Origin of the sequence: Caballeronia sp. GACF4 (assembly GCF_023631025.1) — a bacterium.
GTDB lineage: Bacteria > Pseudomonadota > Gammaproteobacteria > Burkholderiales > Burkholderiaceae > Caballeronia.
Map to the genome: position 1 here is coordinate 782565 of NZ_JALQDW010000018.1, position 18993 is coordinate 801557.

The window sequence follows — 18993 nt, forward strand, 5'->3', positions numbered from 1 at the left end:
GGTGTGGCTCAAAAGTCCGCGAGCCGATCCGTGGATGCGTGCGGCAAGGTCTGCGCCGCACTCGCCGCACTCGAAGACGCAAGCGCGGCGTCGAGCGCGCGGCCGAGCGCAAGCGCCTCGGCATGAAAGGAGCCGTAAGCGACCGCGATGCTGGCGTCGTCCTCGCCGTTGCGGTCTTCGTCGATGGCGCGATCGCATACGTGCTGCAAGGCGACGCATGCATCGGTGAAGCGCACGGCGCCGACCAGCGACGCCGCCCCTTTCATGCGATGCGCGATGTCGCGCAAGAACGCGTGGTCGCAAGCATCGAACGCGGTTTCTGCGTCGATCAGGTCTTGCGCATGCGCGGATTTGAGGGTGCCGGCGAGCGTCGCGGCCTGATCGCCGTAACTCGCGACAAGCGCGCTGTCGAAGACCTCTGCCGCTTTCTCCCGCACCGGCCCGCTTCGCCGCGCTACACCTTCGGTCGCCGCGACGAGCGCATCGCGCAGGCCGTCGAGCGAGATGGGCTTCACGAGACACATCGTCATGCCTGCCGCGACCGCGCGTTGCGCCGCCTCCGGTTGCGCGTTCGCCGTGAGGCCGACGACAGGCAACGGCCGCGCCTTTTGCACGCGCGCGCTGTCGTCCCCGCGGATCGCCTGCGCGAGTTCCTCGCCGCTCATTTCGGGCATCGAGCAATCGGTGAGGATCACATCGAACGCGGATGGATCGCCGCGATAGCGGACGAGCGCGCTGCGGCCATCGACGGCCAATTGCGGCGCGCCGCCGAGCAGCCTGATCTGCCCTTCGAGCACGATCCGGTTCGCCGGATGATCGTCGACGACGAGTACCCGCAAGCCCGCGAGCGTCGCGCCGGTCGGAGCCACCGATGCGTGCTCCGGCGCGCGTCCCGCTTCGGACGCCGATGCCTCCGGCAAGCTCACGCAGACCGTAAAGCGTGTGCCGCGTCCCGGCTCGCTTTCGAGCGTGATCTCGCCGCCCATCATCGTGACGAGCCGCTTGCAGATGGTGAGGCCAAGGCCCGTGCCCGAATAGCGGCGCGCGCCGCCATCGTGTGCCTGCACGAACGGCGTGAAAAGCGCGCCTTGCCGCTCGGGCGCGATGCCCACGCCCGTGTCCGCGACCGCGAATGTCAGCGCCCGCGTGCCGCCCTGTGGCGCGTCTACACGGTAGTCGAGCGTCACCGCCCCGATATCCGTGAACTTGATCGCGTTCGATAGCAGATTGCCGACGACTTGCCGCAAACGCTGCCCGTCGGCAAGCAACCAGACTTCGCCCGAATCCGCGCGGCGCACGATCAACGCGATGCCCTTGGCGCGCGCGGCGGGCTCGTATATCGCGGCCACGCTCGTCATCCACGTTTCGAGTTCGAGCGGCGCGGGCGTGAGGACCAGCCGCTCGGCTTCGATTTTCGCGACGTCGAGCAGATCGTCGATCATGCCGAGCAAATCCGCCGCCGCGCGATGCGCCGTGCCGAGCGCGCGTTCGGTCGCGGCGCGCTCGCCGGGCGCGCGCAGTTCCAGTTCGATGAGGCCGAGTACCGCGTTCATCGGCGTGCGGATTTCGTGGCTCATGGTGGCGAGGAACGTCGACTTGGCGCGGTTCGCCGTTTCGGCTTCCTCCTTCGCCGCGCGCATTGCCTGTTCGGCGGCAATCCGGCGCACGATCTGTGTGCGCAGTGACACCGCCCAGCCGATCAGCGCGAAAACAAGCGCACCGCCAAGCAGCGCGCCTACCTCGACTTGCGGACGGCGGCGCTCCCACAATGTCTCAGGATGATCGCCAAGCCGCCAGCGCCCGCGCAGCGCTTCGAGTTGATAAGCGCGAAGATGGCCAATCGCGTCGTTGATGATGCCGAGCAAGATCGGCTCATTGCGCAAGACGAGAAAGCCTTGCTCGAGCGGTTTGCCGGAAAGCACGCCGCTCACCACGAGCTTGCCGCGGTAAGGATTGGCGACCGCGTAATTGGCGAGCGTCAGATCGACCAAAGCCGCGTCGGCATCGCCGTTCACGACCGCGCTGAACTGCTCGTCGAATGACGGCATCTCGACGATGCGCAGATGCCGCACGAATTCGCGCTTCAACGCCAGGGCCGAAATCCCGGCCGGAAGCGCCACCCGCTTGTTCGCGAGCGCGGTCTCATCGCGCAGGGGCGCCTGACCCGCACGCGTGACGATGCCGACCAGACTCTCGCCGAACGGCACGGACGCCGTGAGCGGCACCGGTTGCCATGCGGGGGAAACGCCGTAGGGTGTGAACATGGACTTACCGCTCGTCAGGTCGGCGGCAATCTGAGACAAAGAACCGCGCATTCGCGCTTCGAAGCGCAAGCCCGTTCCCCGCGAGATCACATCGAGCAGGTCGGCGGCGAGACCCGCAGGTTCGCCGTGCGAATTGCGGAACATTAGCGGCGGAATTTGCGAAAGCATCGAGTAATGCACGACTGGATGCGCCTTGATCCACGCGCGCTGCTCGGGTGTCAAGTCGAGCGGACGATCCAGCGTCACCGCGGTCATCGAAACGTACCAGCGCGCGTTCATCGTCAGCAGGAAATTCGGCGGCAACTGCGCCAGCGCGGCATCGACACGCTCACGCAATGCGCGCGCGGCCGGCCGGTTGGCTGCGAAAGCAAAGCGATAGCCGTCCGCATCGAACGGTGTAAAGCCGCGCGCGCCGATGTTCGGCAAGTCCAGATGACTGATGACATACACGGCGGTCGTCACGTCGCCGACGAAGCCGTCGGCACGGCCGAGCGAGACGGCCAGCGCGGCGGCGAGCACATCCGGATACGCCTCCGGCTGCAAGGACGGATACGCCGCATGCAACCGCGCGGGGTCCATCTGCGTGTCGACATAAGCGAGCCGATGCGTCGGCGTATGTGCCGCGAGCGGCGCGAAATACACCGGCTTCACCGGAAAATACGAATGGCTCAGTTCGAGCGGCGCACCGGCATCGAAGCCCGCCGAACTCGTCGCCATGTCGATCTCGCCGCGTTCGAGCGCGGCCAGCATCGCGGGACGATCCGGATACAGGCGCCATTGCGGCGTCATGCCGAGCGGCTCGGAAATGGCGTTCAGAACATCGACCGAAATGCCGCGCAACGCCGAAGAATCGGATGGCGCGCCGGACACGGCCAGTTCGAGCGGCGGCACCATGCCCGGCACCGCGCCGACGATCAGCGGCGGTGCCGCGAAGGCATCGCCGAGCCAACAGCCGAGCAGCACACAAAGCGTCCACAGCAAACGGCGCGAACGCTGTCGCCGTGTTCCGTCAGCTCGACGAATCGCAGAATGAAACAAGCCGCACCCCCTAAATCGAGCGGTGCGGCCAGTGTCTCAAAAACGCGCCGGCGCGCCTATCGCCGGCGCGCCCACGCACGCGCCCTGCGTTGCACGGCGCGAAACGCGTGCTGCCGGACGATTACGCAGGCACCGACTCCGCCTTCTGCGCGCGCGACCACACGCGATGCTTGCCCAGTGCTTCGATGAAGGTCTTGAGGACGGTCTTCGCGTCGCTGCCGACGACCACGCCTTCATCGCCGCCAGGCAGATGCGATGCGGCAAGCACATCCTCGCCGTCGCCAATCGCGCCGATCGCCTTCAGATGCTTGAACGATTCGAGCACGAAGTGGCGCGCGTCGCCGGATTCGGACAGCGTCTTGGCGCTTGCCTTGCCGTCCGCGATGATCATTCCGTCGAACATGATGGACGGCATGCCGAGGATGGTGGCGTCCGCTTCAATACCTTCGGCAGGGAACCCGAGCGTCGGCGAGATGACGAGCGCTTGCGCGCCGCCCGCCGCGAGTGCTTCCTTGACGGCCTTGATGCTCGCGGCATCCGCGCCCTTCGCGGCGAGAATCGCGACCTTGCGCGTCTTGATCGACGGCACGGCCTTGGCGATGATCGACAGCGCCGGCGATTCCGTCACCGACGACTTGCCGAGTTGCTCCGGGCTCGCGTTTTTCTTGGGCGCGGGCATGCCGAGATTTTCCGCGACGCGCGCGGCCAATACCTCGTCGATGTTCGCGAGCAGAGCAAGTTCGCGTTCGCGGATGAACTTGCGCTCTACCTTGCTCAACTCGAACGAATACGCGCCGACGATGTGATCCTTCTCCGGCTGCGTCTGGCTGTTCCAGAAGAGCGTTGCTTGCGAGAAATGGTCGGCAAACGACGGGCTGCGCACGCGAATCTTCTCGCCGTCCACGCGTTCCGTGTAGGTTTCGAAGCCGCCGCCCGATGCTGCCGGCGCCGTTTCCTTCGGCCAGCCGCCATCGATCGAATTCGGCTCGTAGGAAGCCTGACCCTTGTCGATGGTCTGGCGATGCATCGCGTCGCGTTGACCGTTATGCAGCGGCGCGATCGGGCGGTTGATCGGCAACTCGTGGAAGTTCGGGCCGCCCAGACGGCTGATCTGCGTATCGGTGTAGGAGAAAAGACGTCCTTGCAGGAGCGGGTCGTTCGTGAAGTCGATGCCCGGCACGATATGTCCCGGACAGAACGCGACCTGCTCGGTTTCCGCGAAGAAGTTGTCGGGATTGCGGTTGAGCGTCATCTTGCCGATCATCTTGAGCGGCACGAGTTCCTCGGGAATGATCTTGGTCGGATCGAGCAGATCGAAGTCGAACTTGTGCTCGTCCTCTTCCTCGACAATCTGCACGCCCAGTTCCCACTCGGGATAGTTGCCCTTGTCGATGGCTTCCCACAAATCGCGACGATGGTAATCGGCATCCTTACCCGCGATCTTCTGCGCTTCGTCCCACAGGAGCGAAGCCGAACCGATGGTCGGCCGCCAGTGGAACTTGACGAAGCGCCCCTTGCCTTCCGCGTTCACGAAACGGAACGTGTGAATGCCGAAGCCTTCCATGGTGCGCAGACTCTTGGGAATGGCGCGGTCGGACATCGCCCACATCACCATATGCGCCGACTCGGGCACGAGCGAGACGAAATCCCAGAAGGTGTCATGCGCCGACGCGCCTTGCGGAATCTCGTTATGCGGCTCCGGTTTGACGGCGTGCACGAAGTCGGGAAACTTGATCGCGTCCTGGATGAAGAACACGGGCATGTTGTTGCCGACCATATCGAAGTTGCCTTCGTCGGTGTAGAACTTGACCGCGAAGCCGCGCACGTCGCGCACGGTATCGGCGGAACCGCGCGAGCCTTGCACGGTTGAGAAGCGCACGTAGACCGGCGTCTCTTTCGACGGGTCTTGCAGGAAACCGGCCTTGGTCAATTCGGCTTGCGACTCGTAGACCTTGAACACGCCATGCGCCGCCGAACCGCGCGCATGAACAATGCGCTCCGGAATACGCTCGTGGTCGAAGTGCGTGATTTTTTCACGCATGATGAAGTCTTCGAGCAGCGACGGACCGCGCGCTCCAACGCGCAGCGTGTTCTGGTTATCGGAGACTTTTACACCCTGGTTCGTGGTCAGGGCTTGATTCGTTGCATCGCTGCGGAAGGCTTCGAGCGATTCGATCTTCTTGTTGGTCGCGGCGTTCGGACTCTGCGAAGGCGGACGCGCGGTGCTATTCGTGGGTTGCTTCTTTGTTGCCATTTGAGGGGACTCCTTGGGGAAGATTGCTTTTAGCCTTTCGGGCCATTCGCAAGCCTTGTTCCCGAAGGAGATAGGGTTTCCGCTTGCAGCGGGACGCCCGGCGGGGCGCGACGGGCGAAGCCGAAGCCTCGCCCGCTTGTGACCATCAGACACCGGTACTCGCTGGCGACAATGCCTTCTCCGCCGTTACCTTCTGCAAGGAGATGATGCGCGTCATGGCCGCATGGTTCGACGTGGCCTCGTTGTACATCTTCGCGAGATCCGCCTTCAGTTGCGTGCGCGATGCTCCGTCGAGATAAACCATATGTCCCGATGGATAAAACGCCGCGGAAAGATTCTGCCTGACGACGCTGTTGATCAACGGCATCTGCTGAAGGTCGATGATGGTCTGATAAAACGGCGTCACGAAGTCATATAGGCCGTTCGCGGACAAGACTTTGAGATCCACGTTGAGCGCCATCACGGCGGCCAGATCGCCCGCTGTATAGAGCACGACGTTGCCTTTCGAATCCAGTCCCTTCTGTTCGCCGGTCGGGTCCGTATGTTTGAAGTCCCAGTTGAGGAAAGCCTGGTCGTTAAGGTCCGTGAATGACGAAGTGGACGTGAATTTCAACTGCTCGTTGAGATAGCTGTTCCACATGGTCGTGTAGACGCCGCTCACCGCTGTCATGGTCGGATCGTTGCCGCCCGAGTTCGGATCGATCTTGCCCGCGATGCCCGTCGAAATAGCCGTCACGCGCCCGTCGTACGAGCCGAGCGATTCGCCCTTCGACTTCAGGAGCGTCGTCAGAAAGAGCGAATTGCCACGGCTGTCGTAAGCCGCGATATCCAGACTCCACGCAAGCAGCGTCACCTTGTCGATGCCCGTGTATTCGGAGAGCTTCTCGACCACTTCATCGTCGGTCTGCGGAAACTTGCGCAACGCGTTGAGATAGTCCGAGCGCGAAAACTCCGCGACTTCCTCGGCAAAGTTCAAGAGGTTGGTCGGCGTGGGATGCACGCCGAGCTTCTTGTGATACCACGCATCCGCCGCGGCGGTAGGCAGCGCGCCGACGGGGTTGCCCGCCTGGCGATAATCGAGAATCGACGATTGCAGGGTGATGCCGTTCAGATCGACGCCATCTTCATGCAGCCGGTACGCCAGGACGCAGCTGCGCGCCGTGCCATACGATTCGCCAAACAAGAACTTGGGCGAGTTCCAGCGGTTGTTCTTCGTCAGATAGCGCTTGATGAACTGCTTGATCGAATCCGCATCCTGATCCACACCCCAGAAGTCGCGGTTCTTGTTCGGCGCGATGGCGGCGGAATATCCCGTTCCCACGGGATTGATGAAAATCAGATCGCTCTTGTCGATAAGACTGTCCGCGTTGTCTTCCATCTCGTAGGGCGCGGGCGGCGTGAAGCTCGGCATGGCGGTCTTGATGCGGCGCGGCGCGAACGAACCGAGCAGCACGAACACCGAGGACGAGCCCGGCCCGCCGTTATAAAAGAACGTGAGCGGCCGTTGTTCTTCCTTTGCGCCGTCCTTCGTGAAGGCGACATAGAACATCTTCGCATCCGGCTTGCTGCTGCTCGGGTCCACCGTCACGAGGTGGCCGACCGTGGCCGTGTAAGCGATCTTCTCGCCGCCCACGGTCACGCTATGGTGCGTGATCGCGGCGTTTTCGTCGGCTTCGGTCGCCTCGACGGAATCGTCGGGACCGTTGCCGTAGGCGACGGGATCGAAGTACGGCTGATCCTTGCTCTTCGGCGTTTTCTTCGCCGCTGCGTGCGCGTTGCCGTGCGCCGGTTCTTCGGGTTTGTCTGCGCCTGCTGCTGCCAGTGGATCGGAGTTCATCTTGAACGCTCCAGAATCGTCATCGTGGTTGTTGTTCACTGTCACTGCCCATCTCAACTCGTGCTCTTCGCGGGTTTGAGCGCCGCCGCGATCTTCGCGCCGTCCGGGCTGCCAAGCCCCGTGCAGGCATCCCATCCCGCCGCTGCCGCGAAACTGCCGTTATCGCCTTGCGTGATGTCGTGGAACGCGCCCTTCGCCTTGTACAGCTTCGGATTGATGAAGCCCGCGGGGGAACCGTTGATCGCGTTGATGCGAGCGATCAGCGCGGCCCACAAAGGCGCGACCGCGCTCGTGCCGCCGACGACCGTCTGCTCGCCGTCGATCAGCACTTCGTAGCCGCTTTGCGGCGAGGCGTCGCCCGATACATCCGGCACGCCGCGCTTGGCGAGCGCCGTCGTCTTGCCGCCGGCATGCGCGATGCTCAGCCCTTTCTGCCACGGAGGCAGCGCGAACACGCCGCTCACACCGCCGCCACCCGATCCGCCCTGATCGCCGTCGTTCCACACGACTTCCTTCGTGATCTTCTGCGCGGATGCCGCGACGCTCGTGCCGCCGCAGCCGAGCACGTAGGGACTAGATGCCGGGAAATCGACGTGATCCGCGCCGTCGCCGACGCCGTCGGTCGAACCGCTGTCGCCCGATGCCACGCATACCGTGACGCCGAGCGCCGCCGCGCTTTGCAGCACGTCGTTGAACGCGCCGATGGATTGCGCCGACCAGTTCGATTCCGGTCCGCCCCAACTGATGGACACCACGGACGGCTGGTTGGTGTCGTCGTGAATGGCGCGATTGACGGCATCGACGAAGCCTGCGTCGCTATTCGGCGCGAAATACACCGCGATGCGCGCGCCCGGCGCGACCGCTCCGGCGATTTCGATGTCGAGCGTCACTTCGCCGTCCGGACCATTCGGATTGCCCGTGGGCGCATTCTTCGCGTCGTCCACGCCGACGGACACCACTTTCGGCGGTTTCACGCCGAGCTTCGAGAAGTACGCCGTCAGGTCGCTAGTCTTGTAACCGCCGCCGAGTTCGATGATCGCGATGCATTGCCCCGCGCCGTCGCCTTCTGGGAAGTCATAGAGTTGCGCGAGATCGAGCGGCGAAAACGACGATGCCGTAAGGCCGCGCGCCGGTTTGAACGGCGGCCGGAAACGGAAATGCGGACGCGCTTGCGGCTTGCTGTCGAGGCCGAGCACGGCCGTGACGGCGTCGTGCACTTCGTCGGGAACATGAACGGGTCCCGCCTGGCCGCGATACTCGCCCATGTTGTGATGCTGGAAACGTTCGAGCTTCACGTCGAACGCCTTCTGAAACTGCTCGATGGTGCCCTTGAGCACGACACTGCGCGTTTCCGCTTCGGCGCGCACCACCGTGAGGCCGTATTGCTCGGCGAACTTCTTCACCTTGTCGACGTCTTCCTGCGACGCGCCGAAGCGCTTTCCAAAGTCCGCGCGGGTCACGGACTGCGCCGGGGCGTCGCCGGCTTCGATGTGCTTCATCATCTGATCAAACGCTGCTTCGTCCTTGCGGCGCAGCATGACGATGACTTCTATCTGCTCGCCAGGATCGCACGCGCCGACGCACTTTGCGTCTTCGGGGTTGCTCTTGCCGCTGCCGCTTACCGGTTGCTTTGCCATGGTGTCGATGCTCCTCGTTGGCAATTCGTTTTAGGCCCGATCCTGCTGCTTGGCGCATCCGGCGCATGTCGTTTCTTTCGATGCTTTCGCTCTGAAAAACGTGCGCGCCGCATATCGTCTTATTTTCCGCAATCGATTGCAATTGCTCGGACCGTTGATTGAAGGATGCAGTTCCGGCAGGACAAAGCGTGTCTCGATATCGAAGTTAGTTATTTGCCTTCGGGCTGCTTTTTGTCTCGGTCGGCAACGATGATGCCGCGCGCGCCGACCCGCAAGAATGGGTCGCGGCAACGGCTAAGCCGTTCGCTCTTGCGCGTACTCCTTGCGCACGCCTTGAGGCAGCCAGGGCTCGCGATGCTCGCACCAGAGTTCGTAGGCCGGCTCGAAAACGCCGGTCAGATCGAACGCGCCGAGCGGCACATCGACTTCGTCGCGCGTCACGTACTCCATGTACGCCACGGAGCCGCATTCGGGACAGAAATGACGCCTGCCTTCGTCGGAACTGCGCCACGTCGATGTGCGGCCGGAAAACTCCACGTTGCCGCGGTGATAGATGACGTAGGAGCCGAACGCCGAGCCGTGCACGCGCCGGCACGTCATGCAATGGCACATGCCGACGCGCAACGGCCGGCCCATCGCGCGGAACCGGAATGCGCCGCACGCGCAGCCGCCTTCGTGCGTCACGGTTTCATCGATTGCTTCAGTTTGCTGATTCATCGAGCGACTCCTTGAATGTTCCGTCTTGCCGCACTGCACCGCCGGCACCGATCCGCCCCCGTGTTTGTTACGATAGCCCTTCGCGACTGCGACCTGCGACCTGCGGCAATCGACAGCGACCGACAGCAACCCACAGCAACCATCAGGCACGGGCGGCACCCATGAGCACATCGAGCACGACTCCCACCTTGTCACTCCTTAAGCTACTGCCCGGCGTGGCATCCGAATCCGGCCCAGCCGCGTCCGATCTCGTCGCGCATGTGCTCTCGCACGATCGCTTCAACTCGGCAGCCAACGCGCCCGCCCTGCGCGAAACCTTTCGCGACGTGACGGTCGAGGAAGCGATGTCCGACGAGTACGTCTTCCCGCTCGGCCAGACCGGTCAGTCGATCGTGCTGACAGGCTATCGTATCGCGGCGGGTCATATCGCCGAACGCGCCGCCGACGAATGGCTCGAACTGGCGCATCGGGACCGCATCGCGCGCGGCTTGCCGGCCATGCCGCAGGCGCACGAACCGGCCCTCGCGCCCGATCCCGCCGAGGCCGATCAACTCCTCGACCGCGCGGTGGAATGCGCGCAACGCATTCTCGACCCGGTGGCGAGCGAACAGATTCTCTCTCTCTTCGAGACGCACTATCGCGGCAGCCGCGAATTTTTGCGGCTCAACTGGGAAGGCTTGCCAGAAGATCTCGTGCCGGAATCGCGCCGACCGCTCGCCGTGCTCGCCTCGGCGGAACAGCGTGAAAAGCGCGATTACGATCCCTACGGCCTCGAAGGCGCCGCCGATTACGACGTCGACCGGCCGCTCGCGTATCGCGAGAAGATCGGGCCGTTTCTCTTCACGATGACGTATCGCCACGAGTATCCGCAAGTCGACGACGAACGGCTTGGCACCGCCTTTGCCGTGTTCCACGAGGCGGGCAGCGATATCGTCGCGGCCGCGGTCAAGCTTCAACTCGTCAAGGTGCCGCCGCTTCACAGCAGCGCCGATCTCGTCTATACGCTCGACACCTATTCCGGCGAAATGCTGTCGCTCGCGCTCGCGGCCACCGAGGCGCTCGGTCCCGAACGGCTGTGCGAAGTGTTCAATGCGCATCGCGTGATCTATATCAGCCTGTGGGAAGTGCGCAAGCCGTGGCGCGGCGAGGGTCTCGGCGTCGCGCTGTTGCACGAGGCGCTGGAACGCCTGCCCGCCGATGTCGATGGCCGCCCGAACGCGTTATGCGTCGCGCCCGAGCCGTATCAGACCGACATGCGTCACTTCGACAAGCTGCCCGCCGTGCTGCGCGAGGAACTGAAGACGCCGGCGCGCAGGCTCGCGACTCATCTGAGCAACTGGCTGTCGCGCTCGAAGCTGCCTATTGCCACGCATTTCTTCGTGCCAATGGCGCGGCACGCGGGCATCGGTTCGGCGGGAGAGAACGCGCGGCTGATCGACCGGATCATGGAAAGCGAAGCCTGAGGAAGTCGCGCTGCCAGCCAGCCATGCGCACGCGACATGGCTGGCATGCGCAGATTTCGATTGTGAGGGGATTTTGGCGTGCCTAGAGTGCGTCGATCCCCTCACCTTTCGATCCCCACCATGACGCTTCGCCTCTCGCGGTTTCTGCGCGGCCTGCTCGCCGCTTCGTTCGCCCTCGCCGTCTCGTTCGCCCATGCGGACACGCTCGACACCATCCAGAAAAACGGCGTGGTGCGCATCGGCGTATTCATGGACTATCCGCCGTTCGGCTCTATCGGCCCGGACATGAAGCCGCAAGGCTACGACATCGAGATGGGCGAATACTTGGCGCGCGCGCTCAAGGCGAAAGTCGAGTTCGTGGCGATCACCGGCGAAAACCGCATGGCTTATCTCGCCACGCACAAGGCCGACTTGCTGCTCTCGGTCGGTCAGACGCCCGAGCGCGAAAAGGTGATCGATTTCTCGCGGCCTTATGCACCGTACTATCTGGCGGTGTTCGGACCGAAGTCGCTGGCGGTGAAGACGACCGCCGATCTCGCGGGCAAGTCGGTAGCGGTGGCGCGCGGCACGCTCGAAGACTTGAGCGTGAGCAAGGTCGCACCGCCCACGGCCGATATCAAGCGTTTCGAAGACCCGAACGGCGCGATCTCCGCGTTTCTGGCCGGACAAGCGCAATTGCTGGTAGTCGGCAACGATGTTGGCGCAACGATCATCGCGCGTAATCCGCCCGTACAGCCCGAGCAGAAGTTTCAGTTGTTCAGTTCGCCGGATCATGTCGGATTGAACAAGGACGAGCCCCGACTTTTGAAGGAAGTCGATGCGGCGATCGTTCAAGCGAAAAAAGACGGCACGCTCAACACGCTTTCGACGAAGTGGCTGAAGGCGCCGTATCCGGCGGATCTGTGAGCACTTGCCAACGGCATGGCTTGCATGGGAAGCCGGCGCTGCCGGCTTTTTCTTTTGCGCCCTTGCAACGCAAAGCCCGTCTTTGCAGGCGCTAGCACGAAAGACGGTTAGTTGCCGTCGCGCTTATTCATCGCTATTCATCCGTTTGTCGCCGAAGCGCGTATAGATAGGCATTCGCTCACCGCTTCGCACCGCTCAGGAGAACGACGATGAAACCAGCGATCCGCTTGGCCGCCCTTGCAGCATTCGCCATGAGCGCTGCGGCATCGGCGCAGACAATGGACCCGGCCGCCGCACCGCAAGCCATGCCGATGCCTACGCCCATGACGATGGCGGCCAACACGCCGCTTTCGCGCGCCGAAGTCCGCGCGGACCTTGCACGCGCTCGCGCCGATGGCACCATCCCGCGCTACGGCAATCCCGATCCATACGGGCCGGCGCGTTCGGCGCGCGGCGTACCGGGCAGTTATCCGCGTAGCTGAGTGTCGCGTTGCCAGACGGTCAGCGCATCGGCGACGCGCTCGATCACATCGTCCCAATCTCCGGGCGCTTGCTGTCTAAAAAGCCGCGCGGTCGGATACCACGGGGAGTCGTCGCGTCCGGCGAGCCAGCGCCAGCAAGCGTTCGAGCACAGCGGTATCCACAACGGCTTGCCAAGCGCGCCCGCGAGATGCGCCACGGATGTATCCACGCTGATGACGAGATCCAGCGATTCGATGAGCGCGGCGGTATCGGCGAAATCGGCGACTTCGTTCATCGGGTCGGACAAACGCCAGGCGTCGGGCAGCGCGGCACATTCCGCGCGCGCCGTCGCGCCCTTCTGAAGACTGACGAAGTGCACGCCGGGCAAGGTCAGCAAGCGCTCGCATTGACGCGCGGCGAGCCAGCGGCGGCTGAAAGCGGCAAAGGCGTCGCGCAGTCCCGGACGCGGCTCGCCTGTCCAGGCAATGCCTGCTTTCAACGTGCCCGCGGGCAACCGGGCGCGCCAGAACTCGACCTTTTCGCGCGGTGCTCGCAGATAAGGAACGGTCGATGGAATAGTCGCGAGCGTCGTCCCCATGAGGAAAGGCAGGCTCATCAGGAAGCAACTGTAGTCGTGGGCCGGTAGCGCGTGCAGATCGGCCGGCGCGATGCATGCGTCCGCGCAATCCATCGCGCCGATCAACGCGACCAAGGCCGGCGGGCAGACCACCGTCAGACGATCTAGCCCACGCACCTTGAGTTCAGGAAGGTAACGGCTGAACTGAATGGTGTCGCCGAAGCCTTGCTCGGCCATCACGATGAGTGTCTTGCCCGTCAACGCTTCGCCCTGCCAGCGCGGACCCGGCAAAGCTGGCGGAAGCGCGCCGCGCTGCGCGAAGCGCTCGTCGTAGCGAGCCTCGAAGAGCGGCCATCCTTGTTCATAACGGCCCGTGCCGAGCAGCAAGGTGGCCAGATTCATCTGCGCATCGACGCACTCCGGATCGATCGACAGCACGTGCCGGAAGGTCGCTTCCGCATCGGCGAGACGTGTTTCGTCCTCACGATACACGTTGCCCAGATGCAAATGCGCCGCGATGAAATCCGGCCGTATCGCCAAGGCTTTTTCATACGCGGCTTGCGCTTCGTGCAGGCGGTCGAAACGGCCATGAGCGCTTACGTCGTAGATCGCATCGGCGAGATTGAAATGCGCATCGGCGTCTTGCGGCGCAAGGTCGACGACATGGCGATACGCGACTTCCGCCTCGGCGAGCCGCCCTTGTTCCCCAAGCACGATGCCCAAATTGGTGTACGCCGCCGCGTAGTCCGGCCGCAAGCCGACAGCCCGCCGATACGCATGCTCGGCATCGACAACGAGCCCGGCATCTTTCAAGACGTTGCCCAAGTTCAGATGCGCGTCCGCCCAGTCGGGCCGTGCGGCAAGCACGTGCTCGAACTGTGCGCGCGCCTCGCCGAGCTTACCCAAGGTCCGAAGCACGTTGCCAAGGTTATTTCGTGCTTCGGCAAAGGCAGGCTGTGCATCGATCGCGTGGCGATACTCAGCCTCGGCCTCCGGCAACCGGTTCGTGCGCGCGAGCAACGCGGCAAGATTCGCATGAGCCTCGGCGAAATCGGGTTTGAGCGCGAGCGCGCGACGATAACCCTCCTCGGCTTCATCCGCGCGCCCTTGCCGATCAAGCACGTTCGCAAGGTTGTAATGCGCGACCGGATAGTCCGGAAGAAGTGCGAGCGCGTTCCGATAAAGCGTTTCCGCTTCACGATAACGCTGCAACTCGTTGAACAGATTGGCCAGGTTGTTGCGCATCCCGGCGTCGTCGGGACGCGCATCGATTGCGCGCAGCCAGTAGAGCTCCGCTTCGTCGTGACGTTCGAGTCGATAGGCGCAGACAGCGGCGAGATTGAGCGCGTCGGCGTCGAGGACCAAGGGCGCGAGCGTCTCCAGCGCTTCGGCGTAGCGTCCGTTCGAATAGAACGCAGCCGCTTCGTGATAGCGATTCGTATCGGATGACATGGGTTGGATAGGTGTTTCAAACATGTCGAGCCACGGCGAATGGCGGCTGACGTCGAGCGAATATTTTGAGGCGCGCTCGATGATCGAAGCGTCACAAAGTGCGCCATATGGCGCTCGCCGGGCGAAACAGCCATGTTCGCGTCATCTTTGCCGACGCGTCTTCGCAGCTTATTTACGCAGCCATGCAGTATTTACTTGCATGGTCCGTGTTCAGGCGAGCGAGTAGTCGGGCGCACCAGCGTCTGCCGGCGATGGCATTGGACTTGCTGTCACTCTTGGCTTGCGCGAATGGTCGAACGTTCGGTCGTCTTACAGCGATCGAACGAAGGCGACTCGCGTATCACGCGCCATCCTCAAGACCTCAGGGACGTGGTTCATCGAGACCTGCACGGCGTGGCGCGCCCAACCAAACGAGCGAGGAGCATTCAATCGCCATGTCCCCAGTCAAAACGCCTTCACCCCTTTCACCCGATACACGCGATACCGATGACGCGGCCCAGAAGCCGTCGCGTCGGCGCTTCCTGCAATCGGCGGCAGCGAGCGCGGCCGTAGCCGCCGCGCCGCTTGCGTCGACCGCGCGCGCGCAACAGCAAGCTGCAACGCCCGCCGTCGCGCCACCCGTCACCTCCGCGCCGACGATGCCGGTCAAGCTGACCATCAACGGTCATCCGTACGAGCTTCAGGTCGAAGCGCGCACGACCTTGCTCGACGCCCTGCGCGAATACGCCGACCTCACCGGCACGAAAAAAGGCTGCGACCGTGGCCAGTGCGGCGCGTGCACGGTAATCGCGGGCGGGCGACGCATCAACTCGTGTTTGACGCTTGCCGTGATGCACGAAGGCGAGAGCATCACGACCGTCGAAGGCTTGGCTCCCGGCGGCGATGCGCTCAGTCCATTGCAACGCGCGTTCATAGAAAAGGATGCGTTTCAGTGCGGCTACTGTACGCCGGGGCAGTTATGCTCGGCGACCGCGCTCATCGACGAATACCGTGCAGGCGATGCCAGCGCCGCCACCGCCGACGTGCGCTTCCGACCCGCGCAACTCTCCGACGATGAAATCCGCGAGCGTATGAGCGGCAATATCTGTCGCTGCGGCGCGTATCCGAATATCGTGGCGGCGGTGAAGTTCGTCGCTTCGTCGCAAGGTTAAGGGAGAGCACATGGACGCGATCTCTTATCAGCGCGCCGCCGACATCGGTGCGGCGCTACAGGCGGCCAGCCAGCCCGGCACGATGTTCATCGGCGGCGGCACGAATCTGCTCGATCTCATGAAAGGCGGCGTGGCGCGGCCCACTCGTCTCGTCGATATCACCCACATCGACGCCCTGAACGGCGTCACGACCTTGCCCGATGGCGGGCTGCGCATCGGCGCGCTGGTGCGGAATAGCGACGCCGCGAATCACGCGTGGGTGCGCGAGCGCTATCCGCTCTTGTCGCAGGCATTGCTTGCGGGCGCATCGGCGCAATTGCGCAACATGGCGACCGTCGGCGGCAACCTGATGCAGCGCACGCGCTGCTATTACTTTTACGACACGGGCTTTCCTCAATGCAACAAGCGCGCGCCCGGCAGCGGTTGCGCCGCGCTCGAAGGCAACAACCGCATTCACGCGATACTCGGCGCGAGCAGTCAATGTGTCGCGACCAATCCCTCCGATATGAGCGTCGCGCTCGCCGCACTCGACGCCGTCGTGCGCGTGACCGGCCCGCAAGGCGAGCGGACCATTCCGTTCGCGGAGTTCCATCGGCTGCCGGGTGACCGGCCCGATCTCGATACCACGCTCAAGCCCGGCGAACTCATCACGGCGGTCGATCTGCCGCCGCCGCTTTTCGCGGGACATTCGAAGTATCTGAAAGTGCGCGACCGCGCGAGCTATGCGTTCGCGCTCGTCTCCGTTGCCGCCGCCTTGCAGATGGACGGCAACACCGTGAAGGCCGCGCGCATCGCGTTGGGCGGCGTCGCGCACAAACCGTGGCGCGCGAACGCGACGGAAAGCGCGCTCATCGGCAAACCACTCGATCGCGCGTCGCTGCAAAACGCGGCCGCGCTTGCCGTGCGCGATGCCAGGCCGCTGCGCGAGAACGGCTTTAAGGTGGCGCTCGCCCAGCGGGCGATCGTTCGGGCAGTGGAACAAGCGGGAGGCACGGCATGAGCATCATCGGCAAACCATTCGATCGCACCGACGGCGTGCTCAAGGTCACGGGCCAGGCGCGCTATTCGGCCGACAACACCGACGCCAAGCTCGCGCATGCGGTGCTGATCACGAGCACGATCGCCAAGGGCCGCATCGCCTCTATCGATACCAGCGGTGCCGACACCATGCCCGGCGTGCTGCTCGTCCTGACGCACAAGAACGCAATGCGTCTGCCCAACGGCGGCGTGCCCGACGCGCAACCGCCCGCCGTGCGCAAGCTTACGCTCCTGCAAACCGACGAAGTGCGCTACAGCAACGAGCCGGTGGCGGTGGTCGTCGCGGACACGCTGGAACATGCGCAAGGCGCGGCGCGCCATGTGATCGTCCGCTACGAGGGCGCCATGCCAAACGCGGAATACGTGCGTGCGCGCGGCACGGCGTATCAACCCGAAAAGATGATGGGCCGCCCGATCACCACGAGCCGCGGCGACGTCGATGCCGGTCTGCGCCAAGGTCAGACGCGCCTCGACGCCGTCTATACGACGCCCTACGAGCATCACAATCCGATGGAGCCGCACGCGACGCTCGCGCGCTGGGACGGCCCCAATCTCACGCTCTACGATGCGACGCAAGGTGTTTCCGGCGCGCGCGGCGCGGTATCGAAATTTTTCGGCATTCCGGAAACGAACGTGCGCGTGATCTGCCCGTTTGTCGGCGGCGGCTTCGGGTGCAAGGGCTCGGTGTGGTCGCATGTCGTGCTGGCGGCAATGGCATCGAAACAGACCGGACGTCCCGTGAAGCTCGTGCTCGAACGTCCGCAGATGTTCGGCATGGTCGGCAACCGGCCGTTCACCGAACAACGCATTCAGGTGAGCGCGCACGGCGACGGCACGATGACCGGCATGAAGCACGACGTCATCTCGACCACCTCGACCTTCGAGGACTGGACCGAGAGTTCGGCCATTCTCACGCGCATGTTGTACGCGGTGCCGAATCAATCGACCTCGCACAAGCTCGTGAAGCTCGACATCGGCACGCCGACATTCATGCGTGCGCCCGGCGAGACGAGCGGTTCGTTCGCGCTCGAAACCGCGATGGACGAACTCGCGTATCAGTTGCACATGGACCCGCTCGCGCTGCGCATGAAAAACCACGCGAACATGGAGCCGCAAGAGAAAAAGCCGTGGTCCAGCAAGTCGCTGATGGAGTGCTATCAGCGCGGCGCGGAAAAGTTCGGCTGGGCGCGCCGCAACCCGGCGCCGCGTTCGATGCGCGACGGCAACACGCTGATCGGCTGGGGCATGGCGACGGCGACGTATCCGGCGAACCGCAGCGAGGCATCGGCGATCGCGCGCATTCTGCCCGACGGCACGGCGATGGTCGCTTCCGGCACGCAGGATCTCGGCACCGGCACCTACACCGTGATGACGCAAGTCGCCGCCGACGCGCTCGGTTTTCCGCCCGACTTCGTGCGCTTCGCGCTTGGCGATTCATCCTTGCCGAAGGCGCCGGTATCGGGCGGCTCGCAGTCGGCGGCGAGCGTGTCGCCAGCGGTGCGTGCGGCGGCCGCGCAGGCGCGCGATCAGTTGATCGCGATGGCGCTCGCGGATCGCGGATCGCCCGTCGCCGGTTTGTCGCGCGAGGACGTCACGGTGAGCAATGGCTGGGTCGTGAGCGTTTCGACGCCGGACAAGCGCGATCCCGCGGCGGCGATCATCGCGCGAAACGGCGGCAAGGCTATCGAAGCGACGGCCACGGTGCGCCCCGGCGACGAGAAAAAGCAGTACTCGTTTCACTCGTTCGGCGCGGTATTCGTGGAAGTGCATGTCGATGCGGACCTGGGCATCATCCGCGTGCCGCGTGTCGTCGGGGTCTATGACGTCGGCACCTTGCTCAACGAGAAGACGGCGCACAGTCAGTTGATGGGTGGCATCGTTTGGGGCGTGGGCTCGGCGCTTTTCGAGAAGGGCGAACTCGACGGCCGCTACGGCCGCTACACCAACGCCAATCTCGCGGAGTATCACGTGCCGGTGAACGCGGATATCGGCTTGCTGGATGTTTCCTTTGTCGGTCAGCCCGATCCGCATATCAATCCGGACGGCGCGCGCGGCATCGGGGAAATCGGCATCACGGGCGTGGCGGGCGCGCTCGGCAGCGCGGTGTATCACGCGACCGGCGTGCGCGTGCGCGACTTGCCGATCACGCTCGATAAAGTCATGCCGAAAACAACGATGGTGTAGTGCGGAAGAAAAG

The 18993-nt window shown here is 63.9% G+C and carries 12 protein-coding genes; 6 read left to right on the forward strand and 6 right to left on the reverse strand.

The features are described 5' to 3' along the window. Positions 1-8: 8 nt before the first annotated feature. The 5 genes from NCR40_RS18660 to NCR40_RS18680 all read right to left on the reverse strand — a co-directional run bounded on the left by NCR40_RS18660 (position 9) and on the right by NCR40_RS18680 (position 9747). On the reverse strand, positions 9-3227 hold the full coding sequence (locus NCR40_RS18660) for an ATP-binding protein (RefSeq protein WP_250510225.1): 3219 nt from the start codon (positions 3225-3227) through the stop codon (positions 9-11). Between the two features lie 196 nt (positions 3228-3423). After that, the gene (katE, locus tag NCR40_RS18665) at positions 3424-5580 is read right to left on the reverse strand and encodes a catalase HPII (protein ID WP_310394160.1); all 2157 of its coding nucleotides are present in this window, start codon (positions 5578-5580) and stop codon (positions 3424-3426) included. Between the two features lie 121 nt (positions 5581-5701). Further along, entirely contained in the window at positions 5702-7393 is a 1692-nt protein-coding gene (locus NCR40_RS18670) for a S10 family peptidase (RefSeq protein WP_250510226.1), read from the reverse strand. A gap of 53 nt (positions 7394-7446) precedes the next feature. Then, the gene (locus NCR40_RS18675; RefSeq protein ID WP_250510227.1) at positions 7447-9030 is read right to left on the reverse strand and encodes a S53 family peptidase; all 1584 of its coding nucleotides are present in this window, start codon (positions 9028-9030) and stop codon (positions 7447-7449) included. A gap of 294 nt (positions 9031-9324) precedes the next feature. Next, positions 9325-9747: a GFA family protein gene (locus tag NCR40_RS18680; protein WP_250510228.1), complete on the reverse strand. Its 423-nt coding sequence runs from the start codon at positions 9745-9747 to the stop codon at positions 9325-9327. Positions 9748-9935: 188 nt separating this feature from the next. Between NCR40_RS18680 and NCR40_RS18685 the strand changes: the two genes are divergently transcribed. From NCR40_RS18685 to NCR40_RS18695, 3 genes are all read left to right on the forward strand, one after another. Further along, positions 9936-11210: an inositol monophosphatase gene (locus NCR40_RS18685; RefSeq protein WP_250510229.1), complete on the forward strand. Its 1275-nt coding sequence runs from the start codon at positions 9936-9938 to the stop codon at positions 11208-11210. Positions 11211-11330: 120 nt separating this feature from the next. After that, positions 11331-12116, forward strand: coding sequence for a transporter substrate-binding domain-containing protein (locus tag NCR40_RS18690; protein ID WP_250510230.1), 786 nt, complete (start codon positions 11331-11333; stop codon positions 12114-12116). A 209-nt stretch (positions 12117-12325) separates the two neighbouring features. After that, complete coding sequence (locus tag NCR40_RS18695) at positions 12326-12598, forward strand: DUF4148 domain-containing protein (protein WP_250510231.1); 273 nt, start codon at positions 12326-12328, stop codon at positions 12596-12598. On the opposite strand, the gene NCR40_RS18700 is transcribed toward NCR40_RS18695, so the two are convergent. After that, the gene (locus NCR40_RS18700; protein WP_250510232.1) at positions 12583-14607 is read right to left on the reverse strand and encodes a tetratricopeptide repeat protein; all 2025 of its coding nucleotides are present in this window, start codon (positions 14605-14607) and stop codon (positions 12583-12585) included. The genes NCR40_RS18695 and NCR40_RS18700 overlap by 16 nt on opposite strands. 434 nt (positions 14608-15041) lie before the next feature. On the opposite strand from NCR40_RS18700, the gene NCR40_RS18705 reads away from it, so the two are divergent. From NCR40_RS18705 to NCR40_RS18715, 3 genes are read left to right on the forward strand one after another with little or no spacing between them, the layout of a single operon-like run. Then, the gene (locus NCR40_RS18705; RefSeq protein WP_250510233.1) at positions 15042-15758 is read left to right on the forward strand and encodes a 2Fe-2S iron-sulfur cluster-binding protein; all 717 of its coding nucleotides are present in this window, start codon (positions 15042-15044) and stop codon (positions 15756-15758) included. A gap of 10 nt (positions 15759-15768) precedes the next feature. Further along, the gene (locus NCR40_RS18710; RefSeq protein WP_250510234.1) at positions 15769-16758 is read left to right on the forward strand and encodes an FAD binding domain-containing protein; all 990 of its coding nucleotides are present in this window, start codon (positions 15769-15771) and stop codon (positions 16756-16758) included. Further along, complete coding sequence (locus NCR40_RS18715; RefSeq protein ID WP_250510235.1) at positions 16755-18980, forward strand: xanthine dehydrogenase family protein molybdopterin-binding subunit; 2226 nt, start codon at positions 16755-16757, stop codon at positions 18978-18980. Before NCR40_RS18710 ends, NCR40_RS18715 begins: the two co-directional genes overlap by 4 nt. The last annotated feature ends 13 nt before the right edge of the window (positions 18981-18993 follow it).